23 protein-coding genes are annotated in these 25,006 nt (G+C 71.4%); 8 read left to right on the plus strand and 15 right to left on the minus strand.

The window, feature by feature from the left end; translation table 11 throughout:
* Positions 1 to 2: 2 nt before the first annotated feature.
* The 5 genes from ACFU3E_RS21780 to ACFU3E_RS21800 all read right to left on the minus strand — a co-directional run bounded on the left by ACFU3E_RS21780 (position 3) and on the right by ACFU3E_RS21800 (position 6,385).
* Positions 3 to 656, minus strand: a complete 654-nt coding sequence (locus ACFU3E_RS21780; RefSeq protein ID WP_384160557.1) for a YceD family protein — start codon at positions 654 to 656, stop codon at positions 3 to 5.
* Between the two features lie 132 nt (positions 657 to 788).
* Positions 789 to 1,853 (minus strand): cell division initiation protein, encoded by a 1,065-nt coding sequence (locus ACFU3E_RS21785; RefSeq protein WP_384160560.1) that lies wholly within the window; start codon positions 1,851 to 1,853, stop codon positions 789 to 791.
* Between the two features lie 121 nt (positions 1,854 to 1,974).
* Positions 1,975 to 2,454 (minus strand): pantetheine-phosphate adenylyltransferase, encoded by a 480-nt coding sequence (gene coaD / locus ACFU3E_RS21790; protein ID WP_384160687.1) that lies wholly within the window; start codon positions 2,452 to 2,454, stop codon positions 1,975 to 1,977.
* 26 nt (positions 2,455 to 2,480) lie between these two features.
* Positions 2,481 to 3,068, minus strand: a complete 588-nt coding sequence (rsmD, locus tag ACFU3E_RS21795) for a 16S rRNA (guanine(966)-N(2))-methyltransferase RsmD (protein WP_384160563.1) — start codon at positions 3,066 to 3,068, stop codon at positions 2,481 to 2,483.
* Positions 3,069 to 3,151: 83 nt separating this feature from the next.
* On the minus strand, positions 3,152 to 6,385 hold the full coding sequence (locus tag ACFU3E_RS21800; protein WP_384160566.1) for a helicase-related protein: 3,234 nt from the start codon (positions 6,383 to 6,385) through the stop codon (positions 3,152 to 3,154).
* Between the two features lie 186 nt (positions 6,386 to 6,571).
* Here ACFU3E_RS21800 and ACFU3E_RS21805 point away from each other — a divergent pair, with 186 nt between their 5' ends.
* Both ACFU3E_RS21805 and ACFU3E_RS21810 read left to right on the plus strand, forming a co-directional pair.
* The gene (locus tag ACFU3E_RS21805) at positions 6,572 to 8,410 is read left to right on the plus strand and encodes an HSP90 family protein (RefSeq protein WP_384160569.1); all 1,839 of its coding nucleotides are present in this window, start codon (positions 6,572 to 6,574) and stop codon (positions 8,408 to 8,410) included.
* Positions 8,407 to 11,355, plus strand: coding sequence for a tetratricopeptide repeat protein (locus tag ACFU3E_RS21810; protein ID WP_384160572.1), 2,949 nt, complete (start codon positions 8,407 to 8,409; stop codon positions 11,353 to 11,355). Before ACFU3E_RS21805 ends, ACFU3E_RS21810 begins: the two co-directional genes overlap by 4 nt.
* 9 nt (positions 11,356 to 11,364) lie before the next feature.
* Here the strand turns inward: ACFU3E_RS21810 and ACFU3E_RS21815 are convergent, their stop codons facing one another.
* Positions 11,365 to 13,113 carry a DAK2 domain-containing protein gene (locus ACFU3E_RS21815; RefSeq protein ID WP_384160575.1) on the minus strand — a complete coding sequence of 583 codons (1,749 nt, stop codon included), beginning with the start codon at positions 13,111 to 13,113 and terminating at the stop codon, positions 11,365 to 11,367.
* A gap of 268 nt (positions 13,114 to 13,381) precedes the next feature.
* Between ACFU3E_RS21815 and rpmB the strand changes: the two genes are divergently transcribed.
* Positions 13,382 to 13,567 carry a 50S ribosomal protein L28 gene (rpmB, locus tag ACFU3E_RS21820; protein ID WP_003993230.1) on the plus strand — a complete coding sequence of 62 codons (186 nt, stop codon included), beginning with the start codon at positions 13,382 to 13,384 and terminating at the stop codon, positions 13,565 to 13,567.
* Between the two features lie 77 nt (positions 13,568 to 13,644).
* On the opposite strand, the gene thiD is transcribed toward rpmB, so the two are convergent.
* Both thiD and ACFU3E_RS21830 read right to left on the minus strand, forming a co-directional pair.
* On the minus strand, positions 13,645 to 14,460 hold the full coding sequence (thiD, locus tag ACFU3E_RS21825; protein ID WP_384160578.1) for a bifunctional hydroxymethylpyrimidine kinase/phosphomethylpyrimidine kinase: 816 nt from the start codon (positions 14,458 to 14,460) through the stop codon (positions 13,645 to 13,647).
* The gene (locus ACFU3E_RS21830) at positions 14,457 to 15,425 is read right to left on the minus strand and encodes a thiamine-phosphate kinase (RefSeq protein ID WP_384160582.1); all 969 of its coding nucleotides are present in this window, start codon (positions 15,423 to 15,425) and stop codon (positions 14,457 to 14,459) included. Before ACFU3E_RS21830 ends, thiD begins: the two co-directional genes overlap by 4 nt.
* A gap of 206 nt (positions 15,426 to 15,631) precedes the next feature.
* Here ACFU3E_RS21830 and ACFU3E_RS21835 point away from each other — a divergent pair, with 206 nt between their 5' ends.
* Positions 15,632 to 15,865 carry an Lrp/AsnC family transcriptional regulator gene (locus tag ACFU3E_RS21835; protein ID WP_030851968.1) on the plus strand — a complete coding sequence of 78 codons (234 nt, stop codon included), beginning with the start codon at positions 15,632 to 15,634 and terminating at the stop codon, positions 15,863 to 15,865.
* A gap of 20 nt (positions 15,866 to 15,885) precedes the next feature.
* On the plus strand, positions 15,886 to 16,404 hold the full coding sequence (locus ACFU3E_RS21840; protein ID WP_384160586.1) for a DUF3515 domain-containing protein: 519 nt from the start codon (positions 15,886 to 15,888) through the stop codon (positions 16,402 to 16,404).
* A gap of 82 nt (positions 16,405 to 16,486) precedes the next feature.
* Here the strand turns inward: ACFU3E_RS21840 and ACFU3E_RS21845 are convergent, their stop codons facing one another.
* The 3 genes from ACFU3E_RS21845 to ACFU3E_RS21855 are packed head-to-tail and all read right to left on the minus strand — an operon-like array spanning position 16,487 to position 19,502.
* Positions 16,487 to 17,644, minus strand: a complete 1,158-nt coding sequence (locus ACFU3E_RS21845; RefSeq protein ID WP_384160589.1) for a D-alanine--D-alanine ligase family protein — start codon at positions 17,642 to 17,644, stop codon at positions 16,487 to 16,489.
* Positions 17,645 to 17,703: 59 nt separating this feature from the next.
* Positions 17,704 to 18,714, minus strand: coding sequence for an NAD(P)H-dependent glycerol-3-phosphate dehydrogenase (locus ACFU3E_RS21850; protein ID WP_384160592.1), 1,011 nt, complete (start codon positions 18,712 to 18,714; stop codon positions 17,704 to 17,706).
* Entirely contained in the window at positions 18,711 to 19,502 is a 792-nt protein-coding gene (locus tag ACFU3E_RS21855) for a lysophospholipid acyltransferase family protein (protein WP_384160595.1), read from the minus strand. The genes ACFU3E_RS21850 and ACFU3E_RS21855 overlap by 4 nt, the downstream gene beginning before the upstream one ends.
* 158 nt (positions 19,503 to 19,660) lie before the next feature.
* On the opposite strand from ACFU3E_RS21855, the gene cofC reads away from it, so the two are divergent.
* Positions 19,661 to 20,299, plus strand: a complete 639-nt coding sequence (gene cofC / locus ACFU3E_RS21860) for a 2-phospho-L-lactate guanylyltransferase (RefSeq protein WP_384160598.1) — start codon at positions 19,661 to 19,663, stop codon at positions 20,297 to 20,299.
* Positions 20,300 to 20,308: 9 nt separating this feature from the next.
* Positions 20,309 to 20,512, plus strand: a complete 204-nt coding sequence (locus ACFU3E_RS21865; RefSeq protein WP_361923808.1) for a hypothetical protein — start codon at positions 20,309 to 20,311, stop codon at positions 20,510 to 20,512.
* Positions 20,513 to 20,583: 71 nt separating this feature from the next.
* Here ACFU3E_RS21865 and ACFU3E_RS21870 read toward each other — a convergent pair whose 3' ends face one another.
* The 4 genes from ACFU3E_RS21870 to leuC form a co-directional block, all read right to left on the minus strand.
* Entirely contained in the window at positions 20,584 to 21,210 is a 627-nt protein-coding gene (locus ACFU3E_RS21870; protein WP_384160602.1) for an HU family DNA-binding protein, read from the minus strand.
* Between the two features lie 137 nt (positions 21,211 to 21,347).
* Positions 21,348 to 21,578: a hypothetical protein gene (locus ACFU3E_RS21875; protein WP_248507222.1), complete on the minus strand. Its 231-nt coding sequence runs from the start codon at positions 21,576 to 21,578 to the stop codon at positions 21,348 to 21,350.
* A 277-nt stretch (positions 21,579 to 21,855) separates the two neighbouring features.
* Positions 21,856 to 22,449 carry a 3-isopropylmalate dehydratase small subunit gene (gene leuD, locus ACFU3E_RS21880; protein WP_384160606.1) on the minus strand — a complete coding sequence of 198 codons (594 nt, stop codon included), beginning with the start codon at positions 22,447 to 22,449 and terminating at the stop codon, positions 21,856 to 21,858.
* A gap of 6 nt (positions 22,450 to 22,455) precedes the next feature.
* On the minus strand, positions 22,456 to 23,886 hold the full coding sequence (gene leuC, locus ACFU3E_RS21885) for a 3-isopropylmalate dehydratase large subunit (RefSeq protein WP_384160608.1): 1,431 nt from the start codon (positions 23,884 to 23,886) through the stop codon (positions 22,456 to 22,458).
* A 195-nt stretch (positions 23,887 to 24,081) separates the two neighbouring features.
* Between leuC and ndgR the strand changes: the two genes are divergently transcribed.
* Positions 24,082 to 24,798, plus strand: a complete 717-nt coding sequence (gene ndgR / locus ACFU3E_RS21890; RefSeq protein ID WP_003993203.1) for an IclR family transcriptional regulator NdgR — start codon at positions 24,082 to 24,084, stop codon at positions 24,796 to 24,798.
* Positions 24,799 to 25,006 lie beyond the last annotated feature (208 nt).

The raw sequence follows: 25,006 nt of genomic DNA on the forward strand, positions 1-25,006 counted from the left end.
GGCTACTTCTCCTGCTTCTCGTCGGCGCGTGCTGACTGAGGCGCGCCGCCGCTCATCTCGTCCTTCTCGCCGTCCTTCATGGTGCCGGCGAGTCCCTGCAATGCCGCCCAACGGATGTCGACGGCGTCGTGGTGGTGGTCCGGGTCGTCCGCCAGCCGCGCGCCGCACTCGGCACACAGACCGGGGCAGTCTTCCCGGCACACCGGCTGCATCGGCAGTGCGAGCACCACCGCATCACGCAGCACGGGCTCGAGGTCGAACAAGCCGTCCTCGAGGAAGAGCCTGTCCTCGTCGTCCTCGGCGTCGTCGCCCGGTTCCGCGATCACACGGCCCCGGTCGTCGGCGTCAGGGTACGAGAACATCTCCTGGAACTCCGCTTCGAGCTCCTGCTCGAGCGGCTCCAGACACCTTACGCACTCCCCCTCGGCCGCGGCACGGGCGGTGCCTGTGACGAGCACCCCTTCCATGACCGACTCCAGACGGAGTTCGAGCTCCACCGGGGCACCTTCCGGCACTCCGATGACTCCCTTGAGACCGAGGTCCTGGGGAGCGTCGACCGTGCGGGTCAGGCGCTGCAGCGCACCAGGCCGCCGGCCCAGCTCGTGTGTGTCGAACACGAGGGGGTTGCGGTGGTCGAGGCGGGCGTTCAGGGCCATTCCTGCTTTCGGTCTGATGAACTCGGGGGGGGGACGCCGCCCTTCGGTGTTCCCGGGCAGCGTTGATCACGGACGTACGCGCGACCGAAGAGCCAGGATACTGGACCTTTCGCTGTCGGCCCAATCCGGTGCTCAGCCCTGGCCGCGGCCCTGCTCGTAGGCCCGCAGCTGTTCGGCGCTGATCATGCCGGTGTCGAAGAGGCTGGTCTCGTCGAGGGCGTACCCCTGCTGGGCCTGGTGGTCCTGTTGTGCCTGGTGCGGGGCCTGGTTCGGGTCGTAGGCGGCCTGCTGGGGGTCGTAGCCCTGGTAGGCGTACGGATCGGCCTGCTGGTAGCCGTAGGGGTCCTGCTGGGCGGCGTAGGCCTGCTGCGGGTAGCCGCCGTAGGGATCGGGCTGCTGCTGATAGCCGTACGCCGGCTCCGGTTGCGGCTGGGCGTAATCCTGCTGCCGGGCGGGCTGCTCGGCAGCGGGCTTCTGCTCGGAGAGGGCGGCCAGGTCGGCGAGGTAGTCGGCGTCGCTGGAGTGCTGGACGGTGCTCGCGTCGTCGGCGAGGGCGCCGAGGTCGTCGGTGGCGATCCGGCCGTGCAGCTTCTGCCGGCCGCGCCCGACGGCCTCCAGGGTCTTGGCGAGGACCGCCTCGAAGGCGCCCAGTTTGACGTCGACGTACTCGTCGGCGCTGCGGCGCTGGGTCTCCGGGTCGTGGCTGCGCTCGGGGGCGTCCTCGTCCTCGTAGCCCTGTTCGTCGGTGCCGGGGCCGGTGCCCAGGAGCTTCTCTCTGCCCCGGCCGACGGAGCCCAGGGTCTTGGTGAGGACGACCTCGAAGTTGGCGAGCTTGGAGTCGACGTACTCGTCGGCCTCGGCGCGGATCTCCTCGGCCTCCTGCCGGGCCTCGGCCAGGATCCGGTCGGCCTCGGCCTGGGAGCGGCGGGCGATCTCGGTGCCGGAGATCAGCGAACCGCGCTCGGCGTGCGCGCTCTCGATGATCCGCTGGGCCTCCTGGCGGGCCTGCTCGACCATCTGCTCGCGGCCACCGATCAGCTCCTGGGCCTGGGCGAGGGAGTCGGGCAGCGCCGCGCGCACCTCTTCCAGCATCGCGAGCAGGTCCGCGCGGTTGACCACGCACGAGGCCGACATGGGCATGGACCGGGCGCCGGAGACCGCGGTGACGATCTCGTCGAGCTTCTTCTGCACGTCCACCGTGTGCTCGCCACTCTCTACAGATGCGTTGGAGACGGACGGGACGACTGTACGGCCACGGGGTCGCCGCGGAACACCGGGTGACGGGCAGTCAGGCCCCGGCGGGACGCCCGGGGCGGGTTCAGTCCTTCCTCAGGCGCTGGGTGAGCTCCTGGAGGACCTCCGCCGGGACCAGGTGGGAGACGTCGCCGCCCCAGGTCGCGACCTCCTTGACCAGGGAGGACGACAGGAAGCTGTACGTGGGGTTGGTGGGGATGAACAGGGTCTCGACACCCGAGAGGCCGTTGTTCATCTGGGCCATCTGCAGCTCGTAGTCGAAGTCGCTGACCGCGCGCAGGCCCTTGACGATGGCGGGGATGTCGCGCTGCTTGCAGAAGTCGACGAGCAGGCCGTGGAAGGCCTCCACGCGGACGTTGCCGTACTCGGCGGTGACCCGGCGGATCAGGTCGATCCGCTCCTCGATCTCGAACAGGCCCTTCTTGGCCTGGTTGATCATCACCGCGACGTAGACCTCGTCGTACAGCCTGGAGGCGCGGGAGATGATGTCGAGGTGTCCGTTGGTGATCGGGTCGAACGACCCGGGACAGACGGCGCGGCGCACTTGTGATCCCTCGCTCTCCGGTCCGGTCATCGTGCGTCTTCGCACGTAGAGGCGGCGCGACCGTACCAAAACGTTCCCTCGCCGTAGCGACGGGCCCGGAGGGGTTCGAAACCCTCGGGCCACCGGAATTCACCGCCTCTGGTGCTGCGCTCCACGGTGACGAGGGCTTCATCGGCGAGCCAGCCCTCTGAGCGGAGTGTGAGGAGGATCTCCCGAAGATCGTCGTCCGTGACGGCGTACGGGGGGTCGAGGAAGACGAGGTCGTACGGGTCGCCGGGGGCCGGCGTGCGGATGATCTGTTCCGCTTTGCCCGATCTGACCTCGGCGCCGGGGAGTCCGAGGCTCTTCACGTTGTCGCGGACCGTCCTGACGGCCTTGGCGTCGGCTTCGACGAGGAGGGTGTGGCCGGCGCCCCGGGAGAGGGCCTCCAGGCCCACGGCTCCTGAGCCGGCGTAGAGGTCGAGGACCCGCTCGCCTTCCAGGGGGCCGCCGAGGAGGGACTGCCAGGTGGAGAAGAGACCCTCGCGTGCGCGGTCGGAGGTGGGGCGGGTGCCGGTGCCCGGGGGTACTGCCAGGCGACGTCCGCCGGCTGTGCCGGCGATCACGCGGGTCATCTGTGGTCCTTGGTCGTGGGCGGCTTCAGGTATCAGTGTGGCTGGTCGCGCGGTTCCCCGCGCCCCTTGGGGGCCCGTCACCCTCACCCCTTGTCCAGGTACTGCTCTCTCTCCTCGTCCAGAAGGGCATCCAGAGCCGTGCGCAAGCCGGGAAGGCCGGTCAGCTCCGGGTCGGCCGCCACGACGGCTGCCGCCTCCTGCCTCGCCTCCGCGATGATCTCCTCGTCCTCGATGACCGCGAGCATCCTGAGGCTGGTGCGGGCGCCCGACTGGGCCTGGCCGAGGACGTCGCCCTCACGGCGTTGTTCGAGGTCGATGCGGGAGAGTTCGAAGCCGTCGAGGGTGGAGGCGACCGCGCCGAGGCGCTGGCGGGCCGGGCTCGCCTCGGGCATCTCGGTGACCAAGAGGCAGAGGCCGGGAGCCGAGCCACGGCCCACGCGGCCGCGCAGCTGGTGGAGTTGGGAGACACCGAACCGGTCGGCGTCCATGATCACCATGGCGGTGGCGTTGGGGACGTTGACGCCGACCTCGATGACCGTCGTGGCGACCAGGACATGGGTCTCGCCGGCGGCGAAGCGGCGCATGACGGCGTCCTTGTCGTCCGGGTGCATCCTGCCGTGCAGCACCTCGACCCGGAGGCCCTGGAGGGGGCCCTTGGCCAGCTGGTCGGCCACGTCGAGGACGGCGAGGGGCGGACGCTTCTCCGCCTCGTCCTCCGGGGACTTCTTCCTGGCGGACTTCCTGGGGTCGTCCTCCTCGTCGCCGATGCGGGGGCAGACCACGTACGCCTGGTGACCGTTCTCCGCCTCCTCGCGGACCCTTTCCCACGCGCGGGACAGGAAGTGGGGCTTGTCGGCGGCCGGGACCACATGGCTGGCGATCGGCGACCGGCCGGCCGGGAGCTGGTCGAGGACGGAGGTCTCCAGGTCACCGAAGACGGTCATGGCGACCGTGCGCGGGATGGGTGTGGCGGTCATGACCAGCAGGTGCGGGGGCTGTGCGCCCTTGCCGCGCAGGGCGTCGCGCTGCTCGACGCCGAAGCGGTGCTGTTCGTCGACCACGACCAGGCCCAGGTCGTGGAACTGCACCTTGTCCTCGATCAGCGCGTGCGTGCCGATGACGATGCCGGCTTCGCCGGTGGTGAGGTCGAGCAGGGCGTGCCGCCGGGCGGCCGCTCCCATGGAACCGGTGAGCAGCACGACCTTGGTGGCCCGCTCGGCACCGCCCAGCATGCCGCCCTCGGCCAGCTCGCCCATCATCTCGACGATGGACCGGTGGTGCTGCTGCGCGAGCACTTCGGTGGGCGCGAGCATGGCGGCCTGCCCGCCCGCGTCGACCACGGCGAGCATGGCGCGGAGCGCCACCATGGTGTTGTGGGTGACGGTGAAGTTGTCGGTGACGTAGGCATGGCCGGGGTGGGCGACGCTGATGCACTGGACGGGCTTCCGCCCCACGTACTCGACCGCCCGGATGCCGCGCCGGAACGTGTTGCACTTCGGCATCGGACGCACGCGACCGGCCTTGCGCGCAAGCCGGAACGGGGCGTACTCGTCGGGCAGGGCGACCGACACGTTGTAGGCGGACTTCTTCGGGAGCACCCGTGCCCGGCCGCCGAGAGAGCGGACGAGCCAGGCGACGTCCTCCGCGAGCCGGCGTGAAGCGGAGCAGAGGGAGATGCTCGTGCCGTCGGCGTCGACGGTGCCGTCCGCATCCATGAGCCCTTGCAACAGTGCGAGACGGTCCTTGATCGACGCGTTCTTGAAATCGTCCGGGACGAACTTGCCGTGGGACGTCACTCCCCACAGGTCCAATTCACGCAGGGCCTGGATCACGGGGTTCCGCATGCCCCCGGCCCGCTCCATGAGCTGAATCGTGAAGCCGCAGGGGGCTCCCCTCACCGGTACCGTCCGACATGCAGGCGCTACAGCAGCGGCCACCGCGTCATGAATCTCCGCGTCGACGGTGGAGAGCCGGAGATTGCGCCGGAACGAACCGTCTCCGAGCAGTACACCGAGCAGGTACGGGTCGAGGGGCAGACCCGCGTCGCCACCCAGGTCGACCGGCTTGGCCACGGGGATGTACCACTTCGATGAACCGTCGGCCTGGAACGTGTCGAGACGGATCTCCCGAGTCGCCATGACCTTGGGTGCCTGACCGCGATGCCATCCGCAACTGGTGCCGACGATCCAAAGGTGTTCGTCATCGCACTCGACGGAACTCCCGTCGGACAGAACGATGCGCCACACGTCGCGTTCTCCCTGAGGGAAGACGCCGTCGATCAGCGCGATCTCCCCGTCCGGCACCACCACTTCGTCCCCGACTCGCAGGTCGCCCATGCGGCGGAAACCCGTGGGAGTGAGTACCAGCGAGTCGAGGGGCTGGGCCTTGCCCGATCCCACCTCCCCCTGCAGCAGCCGGTGCATCGGATGGTCGGTGGCCAGGTCGTCGAAGATCTCCCGGGAGACGCGCTGCTGGCCGTCGGTGAGAGTGAAGGGGAGACGGGCGTCGAAGGCGGTGAGGAGGCCGTCGGGGGCGGGTTTGCGGGGGACGGCGGGGAGTTGGGCGTCCGCGTGGCGGCGGCGGGCCAGGGCGATCTGGAGGACGAAGGCCTCGTCCCACTTGAGGCGGGAGCGGGCGTCCTCGATGTCCGCCTTGGTGTGCGGGCGGTGGATCTTGAGGAGGGCTTCGGGGAGCGGGACCAGGCCGCGGCCCTGGCGCAGGCTGTCCGGGAGCGGGTCGACCGCCTCCTGGGCGGTGGGCAGGACCGTCTGGATCGCCTTGCCGATCTTCCAGGACTCCAGCTTGGCGGTGGCGGGGTAGATCGGGATGAGGGCGCCCGCCCAGGTCTCCACCGACTCCTCTGGGTCGCCGCGCAGCAACTCGTAGGCTGGATGCGCGAGTTGGAGGCGGCGGTTGAAGACGGAGACCTTGCCCGCGAACATCGCGCGCGTGCCCGGCAGGAGTTCCTTGTGGGGCTTGTGGACGCCTGCGCCGAAGAAGACCAGTTGGAGCCGGCCGCTGCCGTCCGTGATCGTGACCTCCAGGCGCTGGCCCTTGCCGCGCGGGGCCTTGGCGGAGGCGAAGGTGTGCAGACGGGCGTCGGCGACCTGCGCGACCACCGTCACGTGCTCGTCCATGGGGAGGTCGGCGAGGTGGGTGAGCTGGCCGCGCTCCTCGTATCTGCGCGGGTAGTGGTGGAGGAGGTCGCCGACGGTGAGCAGGCCGAGGTGCTCGGCCATCACCTTCGCGGTGGCGGGGCCGAGCACCGACTTCAGCGGTTGTCGCAGGGGTTCTTCCAGTGCGGGCACGAGATCCATTGCACACCACGCCACTGACAATGGCTTCCAGGCCGCGGCCGGATCGCCGTAAAGATCCCGGAAACCCCTGGTCAGGCGGCTGGTTCGGGCCTTAGGATGACGCGCTCCCGGCCCTCATTCGCGGTCACCGCCCCACGGGACCGCCCGACCCCGCGCCGTCGCGAGTCCCCCACCGGCGCCGTGAAGATGGACTCCCAGACCTCACCGGCATCCCAGCCCTCCCCTTCGCCCCAGTCACCTCATACGTTCCAGGTCGACCTGCGTGGTCTGGTGGACCTGCTCTCCCACCACCTCTACTCCAGTCCCAGGGTGTATCTGCGCGAGCTGCTGCAGAACGCCGTGGACGCCATCACGGCCAGACGCGCGGACGAGCCCGGTGCCCCCGCCCGGGTCCTGCTGCACGCTGAGGGCGGCGCCCTGCGGGTCGAGGACACGGGCGTCGGGCTCACCGAGGCGGATCTGCACAGTCTGCTGGCCACCATCGGGCGCAGCTCCAAGCGCGCCGAGGGGCTCGAGGAGGCCCGGTCCGGCTTCCTCGGGCAGTTCGGCATCGGGTTGCTGGCCTGCTTCGTCGTCGCCGAGCGGATCCGGGTGGTCAGCCGCAGTGCCCGTACGCCCGGGGCACCGCCGGTGGAGTGGACGGCGTCCGACGACGGTTCGTACACCGTGCGGACGCTGCCGGACGCCGAGCGGCCCGAACCGGGCACGACCGTGCATCTGGTGGCCCGGGCGGGTGCCGCGCAGTGGCTCACACCCGAGCGGGTCGAGGCGCTCGCCCGGGAGTTCGGGTCGCTGCTGCCGTACGACGTCCGGGTCGGCGAGGAGACCGTCACCGATCTCCCGGCGCCCTGGGACCGTCCGTATCCGGGCCCGGCCGCCCGCCGTGTCGCCCTCGCCCGGCACTGCCACGACGTGTTCGGCTTCACCCCGCTGGACACGATCGACCTGTCCGTGCCGCTGGCCGGTGTCCGCGGGGTGGCGTACGTGCTGCCGTCGGCGGTCAGCCCGGCCCAGCGGGCGGGGCACCGCGTGCACCTGAAGGGCATGCTGCTGACCGAGCGGGCCGAACAGCTGCTGCCCGACTGGGCGTTCTTCGTGCGCTGTGTGCTCGACACCGACAGCCTGCGGCCCACGGCGTCACGCGAGGCGCTGTACGAGGACGAGACGCTGGCGGCCGTACGGGAGGCGCTGGGCGAGCGGATCCGGGCCTGGCTGACGGGGCTGGCGGCCGGTGACCCGGAGCGGCTGGCCGCGTTCCTGTCGGTGCACCACCTGGGCGTGAAGTCCCTGGCCCGGCACGACCGGGAGATGCTGCGCACGATGCTGCCGTGGCTGCCGTTCGAGACGACCGACGGGCGGCTGTCGCTGGAGGAGTTCGCACAGCGGCACCCGGTAGTGCACTTCACGCGGACCGTCGAGGAGTACCGGCAGGTCGCGCCGATCGCGTCCGCGCAGGGCATCGGCGTGATCAACGGCGGCTACACGTACGACAGCGAGCTGGTGGAGGCGCTGCCGTCGGTGCGGCCGGGGGCGGTGGTCGCCGAGCTGGACGCGGAGACCGTGACCGCGCATCTGGACGCGGTCGACCCGGCCGAGGAGCTGGCCCTGTCCGGCTTCCTGGCGGCGGCCCGGGCCCGGCTCGACCCGCTCGGCTGTGACGTCGTCCTGCGGGCCTTCCACCCGCTCTCCGTGCCCGCGCTCCACCTCGACGACCGGGACGTCCGGCACGAGCAGGCCCGGGCGGACGCCGAGGCGCAGGCCGACGACCTGTGGGCGGGCATCCTCGGCTCCCTGCGCGGCAGTGCGCCCCGCGCGCGTCTGGTGCTCAACCATCTCAACCCGCTCGTGCGGCGGATCAGCGCGCTGCCCGACCCGGAGCTGATCGGCACCGCCACGGAGTCGCTGTACGGGCAGGCGCTGCTGATGGCGCAGCGGCCGCTCAGGCCGGCCGACTCGGCGCTGCTCAACCGCGCGTTCATCGGCCTCCTGGAGTGGGCCACGCACAGCGAGGACGGCCAGGCATGACGGAGATCACGGACTTCGACACCCTGCGCGAGGCGATGGCGGAGAACTCCGGGCAGCCGGAGGGTCCGGCCCGCAACGCGCGCGCGGAGGAGCTGCTGACGGCGGCCGAGAAGCTGAACACCCCGCTCGCCGTGATCGAGGCGCTCGGCCACCAGCTGAAGGTCTACAACTACAGCTCCGAGAAGGGGAAGATGTTCGTTCCCTTCGCGCGTCTGCTGCGCCTGTGGGACGAACGGCCCGAGGACTTCGACGCGTACGAGACCCACTCGCTGCACTGGGTCTTCAAGTGGGTCTCGGCCGGCATGCTCGACCAGCCGCACATCCCGCTCGCGTCGATCGAGAAGTGGCTCGGCGAGATGGAGCACCGCTACCGGCTCGCCGGGCATTCCGAGCGGGCCGTGCGCAGCGCCGAGCACAGTGTGGCCGCGCAGGTCGGGGACGTGGAGAGGGCCGAGCGGGCGTACGCCGCGTGGCTGGCCGCCGACCGGGACAGCATGGCCGACTGCCACGCCTGCGAGTTGCACGGGCAGGGCTGGTGGCTGGCGGAGCAGGGGCGGGACGCGGAGGCGCTGGAGCTGTGGCGGCCGGTGCTGGAGGGCGAGTACGCCTGCGCCCACGAGCCGCACTCGGCCCTCGCGTCCTCCCTTCTGCCGCTGTTGCGGCTGGGGCGCCCGGACGAGGCCCGGGCCCACCATCTGCGGGGCTTCCGGCTCGTCCGGGCGATGGAGAGCATGCGGGGCGCCTACGCCGAGCACGTGGAGTTCTGCGCGCTGACCGGCAACGAGGCGCGGGGGCTGGAGCTGCTCGCGGAGCGGCCGGCGTACTTCACGGACGACGGGCAGCCGCAGAGCAAGCTGGACTTCATGAGTGTGGTGGCCCTGCTCATGGACCGCCTGACCGGGCTCGGGCTGGGCGACCGGCAGGTCCCGGGCCCGGCGGACCGGGAGTGGACCGCCCGCGAACTCGCCACGCGCGCGCGTGGGGAGGCCCTCGCCCTGGCGGCACGCTTCGACGCACGCAACGGCACGGCGCACGTCAGCGAGCGGGCACGCGCGCGTATGGCGCGGCGACCGCTCGCGGAGCGGCTGCCGCTCGGAGTGCGGTCGGTACGGCCGGTCCCGCCACCCGCTCCCCAGGTGGCCGTGCCCCCGCGGGCCTCCGGTACCGGGCGGGCGGACCTGCCCGCGCTGCTGGCCGAGGCACGGCGGCTGTCGGACACCCTGCGGCCGAACGCCGTGGAGGCGTGGGCGGCGGCCGCCGAGGCCGCGGAGGGCGTCGAGCTGGACCCGCGCGACCGTGCCGAGATGGCCGACCACGAGGCCATGTCCCTCGGCCCGGAGGGCACCGAGCTCTTCGAACGGGCCGCGAGCCTCTACACGGAGGCGGGCGATCCGGGCGAGGCCCTGGCCGCACGCGCGCGTGGGGCGTACGTCCGCGCGCTCGGGGGTGACGTGGACGGCGCCGTCGCGGCGGTGACCGGTCCGTACGACGAGGTTCTCGCGCTGTACGCCGCCGACGGCACGGGGACACGGCAGACGGTGTCCGTCGTGATGAGCCGGGCGCGGATCCTGACGCGCCGGGCCCATGAGGCCGAGGGAGACGGGGCGGCTCTCGCCGAGGCCGAGGCCGCCGTACGGGAGGTCCTCGCGCTCGTCGACGGCCGGACCGGGGAGGACGTGCGGCTGGCCGCGCGGGTCGCCGAGGCACAGGCGATGCTCGGGGAGCTGGCGGGGCTGGCCGGGGACCTGGAGACGGCCGCGGAGCTGTTCGCACGGGGCGCGGCGGCGTTCGTCGCGGCGGGGCTGCCGTGGTTCGCGGTGGAGTACGAGGCCCGGCTGGCCTCCCTCGCCCACCACCTCGGCCACATGGCGGAGGCGGAACGGGCACTGCAGGCGGCCCTGGAGCACGGCGGATCGCATCTGGAGGCGCCCGGACGGGCCCAGCTGCACCTCCAGCTGGCCGAGGTCATCGGCGGCCGGGGGGAGGCCGCGGAGGCCGCCCGGCACGCCCTGGAGGCCGCCCACTGGGCCGACGCGGCGGGCGAGTCGGCGACGCTGGGTGCCTGGGCGCGACAGCAGCTCGGCGGGCTCCTGCTGCGGCAGGGTCGGTGGGCCGAGGCCGCTGAGGTACTGGAGTCGGCGCTGCCCGACCTGACCGTCGAGACGCACGGCGACGGGGCGGTCGTGCAGACGCAGTGGTGGCTCGGCGACTGTCTGAGCGAGCTCGGCGAGCACCGCGCCGCCGCCGAACGGCGACTGCAGGCCGCCGAGATCGCCCGGCACTGGCCCGAGCAGCACGACCACGCCACCCTCGCCCACCTGGCCGGGGAGTCCCTCGGACAGGCCGGACTGCCCGCCGAGGCGGACCGCGCCTACGCCCGCGCGGGCGACCTGTGGCGCGGACTCGGCAACCCCCACGGTCTGATCCGCTCCCTGCGCGCCCGCGCCTGGCTGGCGCTCAGCGCCGGGGACGGGCTGGCGGAGGCACGCGGCCTGATGGCGGACGCGGTCCGGGAGTGCGAGGCGGCGCGGGAAGCGGCGCCCGACGAGGAGGCCCGGCAGCAGCTGGTCACCGAACTCGGCCACACCCACCGGCAGTTCGGCGATCTGCTGGCCCGCTCCGTATCGGCGGACGCCGAAGGTGCGACGGCCCGCGAGGTGTTGGAGGAGGCACTGGTCCACGTGGTGCGGTCGGCCGACCTGTTCGCCTCCCTCGGGGACGGGGCCCTGCACAGCCGCACCGGCGCGGAACTCGCAGCGGGCCGGCTGGAGGCCGACCTGGACCGCCCCGCCGACGCGATGGCCCGCGCGCGTGCGGTGCTTGCGGCGTACGACGGACTCGGGGGCGCGGAGACGGGCGACGGGGACGGTGAGGGCGAGGCGGTGCTGGTCCGCCGGACGGAGGCGGAGCAGCTGCTGCGGCTCCTGACGGAGCGGCGGGCCTGAGGCCCGGCCCTACTCCACGCCGATGAGGAGCAGGGAGCCCTGCCGTCCGCCCCGGTAGACGACCGTGTCGACGGCGAGGTACCCCTCGCGCACCCGGCCTTCCAGATGCTCGGCGACGGTGTCGGGGACGTCGTCGCCGAGGACCAGGGTGACCATCTCGCCCCCGGCCGAGAGCATGCGGTCCAGAACGGTCTCGGCGGTCACCGCGATGTCAGAGCCGATCACGGCCACGTCCCCGTCGATCAGGCCCAGGACGTCGCCGGCCTGGCAGATGCCGGCCATCGTCCAGGACTGGCGTTCGGCGACGGTGACCTCGGCGTAGCGGGTGGCCCCGGCGGCGGAGGTCATGGACACGACGTCCTCGTCGAAGCGGCGGTCCGGCTCGTGCACGGCCAGCGCCGCGATGCCCTGGACCGCCGAGCGGGTCGGGATCAGGGCCACCCGGATGCCCTCCGTGCGGACCTGCTCGGCCGCCGCCGCGGCGGTGTGGCGCAGGTCGGCGTCGTTGGGCAGCAGCACGACCTCGCGCGCATGGGCCCGCCGGACGGCCTGGACGAGCTCGCCGCTCGCGGGCGGCTCCCCGGGGCGGGCGAGTACGGTCGTCGCGCCGGCCTCGGTGTACAGCCCGGCCAGGCCCTCGCCGGGCACGACGGCCACGACGGCCCGCTGGGCGCGCTCCCGGGGGCGCCGCTCGGCGCCGGTGGTGTGCACGTCGCCCGCGCCGAAGTGTGTGATGCGGATCCGGTAAGGCCGCCCGGCCTCGATGCCGGCCTCGACGGCGGCACCCGCGTCGTCGACATGGACGTGGACGTTCCACAGCCCGTCGCCGCCGACCACGACGAGGGAGTCCCCGAGGGCGTCGAGTCGCTCGCGCAGCCGCTCCACGGCGGCGTCCCCGGCCTCCAGGAGGTAGATCACCTCGAAGGCGGGCCCCTCCTGGCCGGGCGGAGCGGCGGCGCCGTCGGTGCACTCGCCCAGGAGCTCGCCGGCCTTCTGGGGGTCTTCAGCGGCGTCCCCACGCGTGTGGGGATCCCCGAAGGGGCCGGTGCACGCGCTCCCCGCCACCCCCCGCTCCCTCTCCCCCGTGAACGTCTCCACCAGCGCCCCGAGCACCGCGACCAGTCCCCGGCCGCCGGCGTCGACCACTCCGGCGCGTTCCAGAACGGGCAGCTGGCGGGGGGTCGCGGCGAGGGCCGTGCGGGCTCCGTCGTACGCCGCACGGGCCACGGTCCCGCAGTCGCCCTCCGCACCGTCGGCGGCGTCGGCGGCGGCCGAGGCGACCGTGAGGACGGTGCCCTCGACGGGGTGGGCGACGGCCCTGCGGGCGGAGTCGGCCGCATGCCGCAGAGCGAGCCGCAGGCCCTGGCCGTCGGCGCGGGCGGTGTCGTCGGCGGCCAGCACCTGGGCCATGCCGCGCAGGAGCTGGGCGAGGATCGTCCCGGAGTTCCCGCGGGCACCGATGAGCGCCCCGTGCGCCATCGCCCGGGCGGCGTCGGCGAGCGTCGGCTCCCCGGAGCTCGCGGCGCCGGGGCCCACCACGGCTTCGGACCCCGCCGCGTGCCCCGCGAACACCGCCTCGACCGCGGCGACCGCCGACTCCACGGTCAGATACAGGTTGGTGCCGGTGTCGCCGTCCGCCACGGGATAGACGTTGATCGCGTCGATCTCCTCACGCGCCCGCCCCAGTGTCTCGAGCGCGAGACCGCACCAGGTGCGCACCGCGAGAGCATCGAAGAATGTCTGCGGCAGCTGCGCCACTACGCCTCCCTGAGCTGCTGGACGTGGCACGCAGCGTAGACCCCGGGACGGTGTTCACCGGAAGAGGGAGGGGACCGGGCCCCTGAGCTGCCATGGTAGTTTCGTTCTACGGGTGCAGCCGTTGTATGCTGCTCCGGTTGCCCGATCTGATCGGGCCTTCCCCCTGGCAACGCCACTCAGATTTCGACCGGCTGCTCACAGCCCGAGAATCTTGATCCCGGCCTGCCGGGATCAACCGTAAGTGCATCTGAAGTCTTTGGAGTGACCCGTGGCTGCCAACTGCGACGTCTGCGGCAAGGGGCCGGGCTTCGGCAACAACATCTCGCACTCGCACCGCCGTACGTCCCGCCGCTGGAACCCGAACATCCAGCGTGTGCGTACCGTGGTGGGCGGGACGCCGAAGCGCGTGAACGCTTGCACCTCGTGCATCAAGGCCGGCAAGGTCTCGCGCTGACGCTCAGCTAGCGCGCGGCCACTGCTGGTTCGCTGCAGAGCCGGTCCACCTCTGGTGGACCGGCTCTTTGCCGTGCCCTACCGGCTTTCGCGGTGTGCCGTGCCGCCGTCTCGGCGGAAGCGCCAGCCATGATCCACCGGCCCGATCCCCCCGCCGAGCGCGAACCCGGCCGCGACGGCCCCCGTGACGTACTCCTTGGCAGCCGCCACCGCCTCCGGCACGGACTGCCCCTTGGCCAGCTGGGAGGCGATCGCGGAGGCGAGGGTGCAGCCGGTGCCGTGGGTGTGGCGGTTGTCGTGCCGCGGCGCGCGAAGCCAGTACTCCTCGGAGCCGTCGGTGAGCAGATCGACGGCGTCCCCGGGCAGGTGTCCACCCTTGATCAGCACCCAGTGCGGCCCGTACTCGAGGACAGCCGCCGCGGCACCCCGCATCTCCCCCTCCGACGCGACCCGTACGCCCGTGATCTGGGCCACCTCGTCGAGGTTCGGTGTGGCGACCGTCGCCACCGGAAGCAGCTTCGTACGAACGGAGTCCAGTGCGGAGGCGGCGAGCAGGGCGTCGCCGTGCTTGGAGACGCCCACCGGGTCGACGACCGCCGGGGCGGCCGTCCCCCCGATCAACTCGGCGACCGCCTCCACGAGTTCCGCGGAGGCCAGCATCCCGGTCTTGACCGCCTGGACCCCGATGTCGTCGACGACGCTGCGGTACTGGGCCCGCACGGCCTCCACCGGCAGTTCCCAAGCCCCCTGCACGCCGAGGGAGTTCTGCGCGGTCACCGCCGTCACGACGCTCATGCCGTGCACGCCGAGCGCGAGCATGGTCTTGAGGTCGGCCTGGATGCCCGCGCCGCCGCCGGAGTCCGAGCCCGCCACCGTCAGGACGTTGGGGATCATGACTCTATGTCCCCGCCGAAGTGGTCCCAGCCGCCCTTGCTGGTCCACGGCGCCCCGTCGACCGTCACCTGGGGCAGCGCCGAGGGGTTGAGGACCTCGCCGATGACCTTCCAGCGGGCGGGCAGCTTCACGTCCGGCGGGAAGGTCGCCACGATCGCGTGGTCCTCTCCCCCGGTCAGCACCCACTGCATGGGGTCGACTCCGACGGCCTGCCCGATGTCGTTCATCTGGGACGGGATGTCGATCGCCCCGGAGCGGATGTCGATCCGCACCTTGCTCGCCTCGGCGATGTGCCCGAGGTCGGCGATCAGCCCGTCGCTCACGTCGCACATCGCGGTCGCCCCGAGCCCGGCGGCGGCGGGGCCCGCGTGGTACGGCGGTTCGGGCCGCCGGTGCGCCTCCACGAACGCCCGCGGCGAGCGGAACCCCCGGGACAGCACCGCGTACCCGGCCGCCGACCAGCCCAGCCAGCCGGTCACCGCGACGAGGTCGCCGGGCTGGGCACCCGCCCGCGTCACCGGCTCCTGGTTGCGCAGATCGCCGAGCGCGGTGATCGACACCATGATCGAGTCGCCGCGTACGACGTCACCGCCGACCACGGCGGCGCCCGCCACCTGGCATTCGTCGCGCAGACCGTCCATCAGCTCGCTCGGCCAGGTCACCGGAAGTTCGGCCGGGACGACCAGGCCGAGCAGCAGCGCGGTCGGCACGGCGCCCATGGCGGCGATGTCGGCGAGGTTCTGCGCGGCCGCCTTGCGGCCCACGTCGTAGGCCGTCGACCAGTCGCGGCGGAAGTGCCGGCCCTCCACCAGGATGTCCGTGCTCGCCACGACCCTGCGGTCGGGCGCGGCCACCACGGCGGCGTCGTCGCCGGGGCCGACCCGGACCGCCGGGGTGGTGGTCAGACGGGAGGTGAGCTCCCTGATGAGCCCGAACTCACCGAGCTCACCAACAGTGCCCTTCATTGCCCTTTCGCCCCTTCTGTCCCTGTCCGTGCCCGGTCGCGAGGCATCTCAGTCCTCGCTACGGTCGAAGTGACCGTCAAGTTCTGCCGGACCTGCACCCCGGCGCGCAAGACCCGGTCCCCGCAGGTCTCCCCGCGGCGAGCGGCGACGCGATACCGTGGCGTTCCTTTTCCCCACATGATCCTCGTGGCCGCCCTGGAGGTTCCGTGGTACAGGCGTACATCCTGATCCAGACCGAGGTCGGGAAGGCCTCGGTCGTCGCCGAGACGATCAGCAAGATCCCTGGGGTCATCCAGGCCGAGGACGTGACGGGACCATACGACGTCATCGTGCGGGCCCAGGCCGACACCGTCGACGACCTCGGCCGCATGGTGGTCGCCAAGGTCCAGCAGGTGGACGGCATCACCCGCACCCTGACCTGCCCGGTCGTCCATCTGTAGCCCCCGTCTACCCTGTGCCGGTGAACTCTTTCCGTCACCGGCACCGTTGTGTCTTCCGCGTGTTCCGGCTGCCCGCTGTCGCGCTGTTGATCAGTGTCGCGGGCTGCTCATCAGCAGACGACAGCGCATCGGCGGCGGTTCCCAGTCCGGACGCGAAGGTCGCGGAACTGTGCCGGAACCTGGACAAGGTACTGCCCGCGAAGGTGGACGGTGAGCGCCGCGAGGATCCCGAGCCCGCGTCGGCGCTGACGGCGGGCTGGGGCAGCCCGGCGATCATACTTCGCTGCGGTGTGCCGCAGCCGCCGAAGATGGTCGACCCGAAGGTGGCGGACGGACATGATCCGGATGCCGTCGCCGGGGGTGTGAACGGCGTGGACTGGCTGATGGAGAAGCAGGGTGACGACGGGCACCGGTTCACCACCGCCAACCGTGAGGCCTACGTCGAGGTCCGGGCGCCGGAGGGCGTGGACAGCTCGAGTGTGCTGATCGATCTGGCCGCCGCCGTGAAGAAGGCGATCCCCGAGGGGATCGCCTCCTGAGCGCCGCGCCGGTGCTCCTGTCCTGAGTCCGCGGGCCGTTCGTGGCTGATCGCGCTGTTCCCCGCGCGCCTTGGGGGTTGATTCAGCGCAGGCCCGTGGAGCGGCGCAGTGCCGCCTGCACCAGCCGGTCGATCAGCTCCGGGTAGCTCACCCCGCTGGCCTGCCACATCTGCGGATACATCGAGATGGGCGTGAAGCCGGGCATCGTGTTGATCTCGTTGATCACGAACTCGCCGTCCTCGGTGAGGAAGAAGTCCGCGCGGACCAGGCCCTCGCAGGACGCCGCCTCGAAGGCGTCGACCGCCAGGCGCTGGACCTCGGCCGTCTCCTCCGGGGTGAGGGGCGCCGGGACGAGACCCGGGGTGGAGTCGATGTACTTGGCCTCGAAGTCGTAGTACGCCTGCGTCTCGGGCGGGGGGATCTCCGCGGGCAGGGAGGCCCGGGGGCCGTCCTCGAACTCCAGGACGCCGCACTCGATCTCACGGCCGCGCAGCGCGGCCTCCACGAGGACCTTGGGGTCGTGCCGCTGGGCCTCGGCGATGGCCTCGTCGAGGCCGGAGAGGTCCTCGACCTTGGTGATGCCGATCGACGAACCGGCCCGCGAGGGCTTCACGAACAGCGGCCAGCCGTGCTCGCCGGCGAAGTCGACGATCTTCTTGCGGGCGGCCGCCTGGTTCTGCTCCCACTCGCGCGGGCGCACCACCACGTACGGGCCCACCTTCAGCCCGAACGAGGTGAACACCCGCTTCATGTACTCCTTGTCCTGGCCCACGGCCGAGGCGAGCACACCCGAACCCACGTACGGGACGCCGGAGAGCTCCAGGAGGCCCTGGAGCGTGCCGTCCTCGCCGTACGGGCCGTGCAGCACCGGGAAGACCACGTCGACCTCGCCGAGCGCCTTGGGGACCGAACCCGGCTCGCTGTAGACGACTTCGCGGCTGGCGGGGTCGACCGGGAGGATCACCGCGCCCTCGGCGGACTCGGCGAGCAGGTCGACGCTCGGCGGACGCCGGTCGACGATCGCCATCCGCTCCGGTTCGTCCGCCGTGAGCGCCCAACGCCCGTCCTGGGTGATGCCGATCGGCAGGACGTCGTACTTCGCCCGGTCGATGGCCTGGAGGACGGCGCCGGCGGTGACCACGGAGATCCCGTGTTCGGAGCTGCGACCGCCGAACACGACGGCCACACGCGGCTTGCGAGGCGGCTGCTCGGGGCTTTGGGGGAGGTTCTCGGTGCTCATATCGCGTTGAGCGTACCCGTTGGTAAGGCCGGTAGTAAGCGCCGCCGGCCTCGTTTCGCTCAGCGTCGTTCGGGCTTCGCGCTGCGCGACATCAGCTCCTTGAGGGCCACCACCGGGGGCTTGCCCTCGTGCACGATGCCGACGACCGTCTCCGTGATCGGCATGTCGACGCCGTGCCTGCGGGCCAGATCCAGCACCGACTCGCAGGACTTGACGCCCTCGGCGGTCTGCTTGGTGACCGCGATGGTCTCCTGCAGGGTCATGCCCTTGCCGAGGTTGGTACCGAAGGTGTGGTTGCGCGACAGCGGCGAGGAGCAGGTGGCCACCAGGTCGCCCAGGCCCGCGAGGCCGGAGAAGGTCAGCGGGTCGGCGCCGAGCGCCATACCGAGCCGGGTGGTCTCGGCGAGGCCGCGGGTGATGAGGGAGCCCTTGGCGTTGTCACCGAGGCCCATGCCGTCCGCGATGCCCACGGCGAGGCCGATGACGTTCTTCACGGCTCCGCCCAGTTCGCAGCCCACCACGTCCGTGTTGGTGTACGGGCGGAAGTACGGCGTGTGGCAGGCGGCCTGGAGCCGCTGGACGACGGCCTCGTCGGTGCAGGCGACCACGGCCGCGGCCGGCATTCGCGCGGCGATCTCCCGGGCCAGGTTGGGCCCGGTCACCACGGCGATCCGGTCCGGGCCGACCTTGGCGACGTCGTCGATGACCTCGCTCATCCGCATCGCGGAGCCGAGTTCCACGCCCTTCATCAGCGACACCAGGACCGTGTTCGGGGCCAGCAGCGGGCTCCACTCGGCGAGGTTGCCGCGCAGGGTCTGCGAGGGGACCGACAGGACCGTGAAATCGGCGTCCGCGGCGGCCTGCGCGGGATCGGTGGTGGCCCGCACGTTCTCCGGGAGCTCGACGCCCGGGAAGTAGTCGGGATTGGTCCGCGTGGAGTTGATCGCCTCCACGACCTCCGGGCGGCGCGCCCACAGGGTGACCTCGCACCCCGCGTCGGCGAGCACCATGCCGAAGGCCGTACCCCACGAACCGGCGCTCAGGACCGCCGCCTTGACCGGCTTGCTCACTTGCCCAGCCCCTCTTCCTGCACGGTCTGCCCGGACTTCTGATGCACCTGCGTCTGTGTCTGCGTGCGGCGCCGCTGCTCGATCCGCTCCCGGCGCGGGTCGTACGGCCTCTCCGGCGCCTTCTCGCCGCGGATCTGCTCCAGCTGGGCGGTCACGGCGGCCATGATGACCTCCGTGGCCTCCTTGAGCAGGTCCGCGGTCATCTCCCGGTCGTAGAACCGCGCGAGGTCCACGGGCGGACCGGCGAGCACGCGGTGCGTCTTGCGCGGCAGCAGATGCGGCTTCTTCGCGTACGGCGGCAGCACCTCGTTGCAGCCCCACTGGGCGACGGGGATCACCGGGCACTTGGTCTGCAGGGCGACCCGCGCGGCCCCGGTCTTGCCGGTCATGGGCCAGCCGTCCGGGTCGCGGGTGAGGGTGCCCTCGGGATAGAAGGCGACGCATTCCCCGCGGTCCACGGCTTCGATCGCGGCCCGGAAGGCGCTCAGCGCGTCCGTGCTCTCGCGGTAGACGGGGATCTGCCCGGTGCCCCGCATCGCGGCGCCGACGAATCCCTTCTTGAAGAGCCCGCTCTTTGCGAGGAATCGCGGGACGCGCCCGGTGTTGTACTGAAAGTGCGCGTAAGCGAAGGGGTCGATGTGCGAATTATGGTTCACCGCGGTGATAAATCCACCCTCTGCCGGAATGTGCTCCATTCCACGCCAGTCCCGCCTGAGCAGAACCACCAGCGGCGGTTTGCAGATCACCGCGGCGAAGCGGTACCAGAAGCCGATTCTGCGGCGGGGCACGCGGACACCTTCCTCTAGGGCCTGAAGCCGGGGCCACGGGGGGCCGCACAAGTGTCGCCCCAGGCCGCCGGTCTGTCGAGAACACCGTACGCCCCGGCACGACGCCATCCCGATGCCCCGGGTGACAATGACGGCGACAAGAGGAGGACGGAACACCCGTGCAGTGGACCCTGGTCGTACCCCTGAAGCCCCTGGCCCAGGCCAAGAGCAGGCTTGCGGACACCGCGGACGACGGGCTGCGGCCGGACCTGGCGCTGGCCTTCGCCCAGGACACCGTGGCGGCCGCCCTGGCCTGCCCGGCGGTAGGGGATGTGGCAGTCGTCACGGACGACGCCCGGGCGGGCCGCGAGCTGGCCGCACTGGGCGCCGCGATCATTCCCGACGAGCCGGGCGGCGGCCTCAACGCCGCCCTCGCACACGCGACGCGGGCCGTACGGTCCGCCCGCCCGGCCCGTGCGGTGGCCGCGCTCAACGCCGATCTTCCGGCCCTGCGGCCCTCGGAATTGTCCCGGGTACTCGATGCCGCCGCTGAATTCCCGCGTGCATTTCTCCCGGACGCGGCCGCAATCGGCACGACCCTCCTGACCGCCGCCCCGGGCCGTGAATTGCGCCCGGCCTTCGGCACGGATTCCCGGGCCCGGCACCGCGCCTCCGGCGCCGTGGAACTACCCCTCGCCACGGTGGATTCCGTGCGCCAGGACGTGGACACCGGCGACGACCTGCGCAGCGCGCTGGCCCTGGGGGTCGGCCCTCATACGGCCGCGGCCGCCGCGCGGTTGCTGATACCCGGGCAGTAGGCTGCGGCCATGCAGGCGACCGCGTACACGTACGACCCCGAAAGCCGCAGCGGGCAGGTGCTCCTGGACGACGGCACCCCGGTGCCCTTCGACGCGGCCGCGTTCGACGCCGGCGGTCTCAGGCTGCTGCGCCCGGGCCAGCGGGTCCGTATCGAGGTGGAGGGCGCGACAGACGCCCCGCGGATCACCCTGGTGACCCTGCAGACCCTCTGACCACGGGCTGAACACGCCGCGGGCCGGACTCCATGCGGAGTCCGGCCCGGCGCGTGAGTACCCCAGCGCCCTTACTTCTTGCGGGCGGTGGTCTTCTTGGCGGTGGTCTTGCGCGCCGTCGACTTCTTGGCGGGCGCCTTCTTGGCCGGGGCCTTCTTCGCGGTGGTCTTCTTCGCGGCGGTGGTCTTGGACGTCGCCGTGGTCTTCTTGGCGGGCGCCTTCTTCGCGGTGGTCTTCTTCGCGGCCGCGGTCTTCGTGGTGGCCTTCTTCGCCGTCGCCTTCTTGGCGGTGGTCTTCTTCGCGGCGGCCGACTTCGCGGTCGCCTTCTTCGCGGCGGCCTTCTTGACCGTCGCTCCGGCACCGCCGGTCAGGCTGCCCTTCGGGGCCTTCTTGACGGAGACCTCGCCGCCACGCGGGAGCTTCTTCGAGCCGCTGACCAGGTCCTTGAAGCCCTGACCGGCGCGGAAGCGCGGAACGGAGGTCTTCTTGACCCGAACCCGCTCGCCCGTCTGGGGGTTGCGGGCGTACCGGGCCGGGCGGTCGACCTTCTCGAACGAACCGAAGCCGGTGACCGAGACCCGCTCACCCGAGACGACCGCGCGGACGATGGCGTCCAGTACATGGTCGACAGCGTCGGCGGCCTGCTGGCGGCCGCCCATCTTGTCGGCAATCGCTTCTACGAGCTGCGCCTTGTTCACGTCTTCCCCTTCGGAGACATCGCCAGAACCAAAGTGTTCAAGCTTTTTCGCACGTTAGGCAGATATATACCGCAAATCAAACACGAAACGGGCTTATCACCCTTGTGCCGCAACGAACTCGACGACGTAAGAGGTGTTCAGCGTTCCTCGTCGGGGAGACGTCCCTCGTCGAGGTCCGCGGTGAACCGCTCCAGCCGCCTTGCCGCGTCGGCGAGATCATGTTTGGCCGCGGCCGTAATGACCAGCAGCTTCCGGGTCAGCGCCATCCGTACGCCCTCCGGGACTTGCAGTGCGCGCACTCTTGTGTGCGCTTCCTTGAGTTGGCCCGCGACTGCCGCATAGAGCTCGAGTTGGCCGTCGTGTTCCATGCACAGATTGTGCCATCTGGGGCGAGTTGTCGCCTGCCCAGGGGACAACTAACGCCTCAAACGGCCTTCCAGGCACACGTGGAGGTCGCGGCTGTACCACTCGCGTACCCCAGCAACCACCCGTTTAACGTGGGAAGTTGGCAGCCGGACAGTGGGTGGGCAGGGCCGTTCGGGTGCAGACACAGCTGTACCCCCGATCGGGCCGATCGGGGGTACAGAGGGAGTGTCGCGGTGGCCGAAAGTCGCCTTGCTCCAAGGCGGTGGATCGTGCCTGGGATCAGACCGGGAGCGTCCGCGGCTTGAACGCAGGGCGCTTCGCCTCGTAGGCGGCGATGTCCGCCTCGTTCCGCAGGGTGATCGAGATGTCGTCCAGGCCGTTCAGCAGCCGCCAGCGGGAGTTCTCGTCGAGCTCGAAGGAAGCGGTGATGCCCTCGGCGCGGACCTCGCGGCTCTCCAGGTCGACGGTGATCTCGGCCTGCGGGTCGTTCTCGGTGAGCTCCCACAGCGCGTCCACGGTCTGCTGCTCCAGAACGACCGTGAGCAGGCCGTTCTTCAGCGAGTTGCCGCGGAAGATGTCGGCGAAGCGGGAGGAGATCACGGCCTTGAAGCCGTAGTTCTGCAGTGCCCAGACGGCGTGCTCACGGGAGGAGCCGGTGCCGAAGTCGGGTCCGGCGACCAGCACCGTGGCGCCCTGCCGCTCGGGCTGGTTGAGGATGAACGTCTCGTCCTTGCGCCAGGCCTCGAACAGCCCGTCCTCGAACCCGTCACGCGTGACCTTCTTGAGCCAGTGGGCGGGGATGATCTGGTCGGTGTCGACGTTGCTGCGGCGCAGCGGGACGGCCCGGCCGGTGTGGGTGGTGAATGCTTCCATGACTGATCAGACTCCAGCGGGCGTACGGGTCTCGGCGTCGGACAGGTCGGCCGGGGAGGCCAGGTGGCCCAGCACGGCGGTCGCCGCCGCGACCTGCGGCGAGACCAGATGTGTACGGCCGCCCTTGCCCTGCCGCCCCTCGAAGTTGCGGTTGGAGGTGGACGCCGAGCGCTCACCCGGGGCCAGCTGGTCGGGGTTCATGCCCAGGCACATCGAGCAGCCCGCGTGCCGCCACTCGGCGCCGGCCTCCTTGAAGACGACGTCCAGCCCTTCGGAGACGGCCTGCAGGCCGACGCGCGCGGAGCCCGGGACGACCAGCATCCGTACGCCGTCGGCGACTTTGCGGCCCTTCACGAGTTCGGCGGCGGCGCGCAGGTCCTCGATGCGGCCGTTGGTGCAGGAGCCTACGAAGACGGTGTCCACCTTGATGGAGCGCAGCGGCTGTCCGGCCTCCAACCCCATGTACTCCAGGGCCTTTTCGGCGGCGTAGCGCTCCGAAGCGTCTTCGTACGAAGCGGGATCGGGGACGGACGCCGAAAGGGGTGCGCCCTGGCCCGGGTTGGTGCCCCAGGTGACGAACGGCGCCAGCTCGGCGGCGTCGATGACGACCTCGGCGTCGAACTCGGCGTCCTCGTCCGTCCTCAGCGTCTTCCAGTACGCGACGGCGGCGTCCCAGTCCTCGCCCTCGGGGGCGTGCGGGCGGCCCTTGAGGTAGTCGAAGGTGGTCTCGTCCGGGGCGATCATGCCCGCGCGGGCGCCGGCCTCGATCGACATGTTGCAGATGGTCATGCGGGCCTCCATCGAGAGCTTCTCGATGGCCTCGCCGCGGTATTCCAGGACGTAGCCCTGGCCGCCTCCGGTGCCGATCCTGGCGATGATCGCCAGGATCAGGTCCTTGGCGGTGACGCCCTCGGGCAGTTCGCCGTCGACCGTGATCGCCATGGTCTTCGGGCGGGACATCGGCAGCGTCTGGGTGGCCAGCACGTGCTCCACCTGGGAGGTGCCGATACCGAACGCCAGCGCGCCGAAGGCGCCGTGCGTGGAGGTGTGCGAGTCACCGCAGACCACGGTGGTGCCGGGCTGGGTCAGGCCCAGCTGCGGGCCCACGACGTGCACGACACCCTGCTCGACGTCGCCCAGCGGGTGCAGTCGCACGCCGAAGTCGGCGGCGTTCTTGCGCAGCGTCTCCAGCTGGATCCGGGAGACCGGGTCCGCGATCGGCTTGTCGATGTCGAGGGTGGGGGTGTTGTGGTCCTCGGTCGCGATGGTGAGGTCGAGGCGCCGCACGGTGCGGCCGCTCTTGCGCAGGCCGTCGAAGGCCTGCGGGCTGGTCACCTCGTGCAGCAGGTGCAGATCGATGAAGAGAAGGTCGGGCTCGCCCTCCGCGCGCCGGACGACATGGTCGTCCCAGACTTTCTCCGCGAGTGTCCTACCCATCGCTGTTCCCTCCGGCCGACGACGGTCCGCCGACCCAACTAGAGATCTTGAGGAGGCGGTGCCCGTACCCCTGTTTCCGGGCACACACCACCAGGCCCTTACGTCACGGGCCGTTGTGACTTCGTGATTCCAGGGTGGCGCGTTCCACGGAAATTTGAACTTGCGTTTCACAGAGTGAGACGCAAGTATCGTTTCATGGACAACAGTAGCGGCGTCGGCGTTCTGGACAAGGCGGCCCTCGTCCTGAGCGCTCTGGAGTCCGGTCCGGCCACCCTCGCGGGTCTGGTCGGTGCCACCGGACTGGCACGACCCACGGCCCACCGCCTGGCCGTGGCCCTGGAGCACCACCGCATGGTGGCGCGCGACATGCAGGGCCGATTCATTCTCGGCCCTCGCCTGGCAGAACTTGCCGCGGCCGCGGGTGAGGACCGTCTCCTCGCCACCGCCGGCCCGGTGCTCACACACCTTCGTGACATCACGGGCGAGAGCGCGCAGCTCTATCGCCGCCAGGGTGACATGCGCATCTGTGTCGCCGCGGCGGAGCGTCTGTCGGGCCTTCGGGACACGGTCCCGGTCGGTTCGACGCTCACGATGAAGGCCGGCTCCTCGGCGCAGATCCTGATGGCCTGGGAGGAGCCGGAGCGGCTGCACCGGGGTCTGCAGGGGGCGCGCTTCACGGCGACGGCGCTGTCGGGTGTGCGGCGGCGGGGCTGGGCGCAGTCGATCGGTGAGCGGGAGCCGGGCGTCGCGTCCGTGTCCGCGCCGGTGCGGGGGCCGTCGAACCGGGTGGTGGCCGCGGTGTCCGTCTCCGGGCCGATCGAGCGGCTGACGCGGCATCCGGGCCGTATGCACGCACAGGCCGTGATCGATGCGGCGGGGCGCCTTTCCGAGGCGTTGCGGCGCACCGGCTGACGCGACTTGATCGTCTTCGGGGAGAGCTCGCCTCAACGCCGCGGCAGGCTTTTCTCCCACCAGGCGCCATGACCATCGGGAGTTCCGCGCCTGAGGCCTGAGGCCGGATGCCAAGAGGCCCTCCACCGCAGTGGAGGGCCTCTTGTGGTACGTACCCCCGACCGGATTCGAACCGGCGCTACCGCCTTGAGAGGGCGGCGTGCTAGGC

The sequence above is a fragment of the Streptomyces sp. NPDC057424 genome (genome assembly GCF_042803315.1).
Classification (GTDB): domain Bacteria; phylum Actinomycetota; class Actinomycetes; order Streptomycetales; family Streptomycetaceae; genus Streptomyces.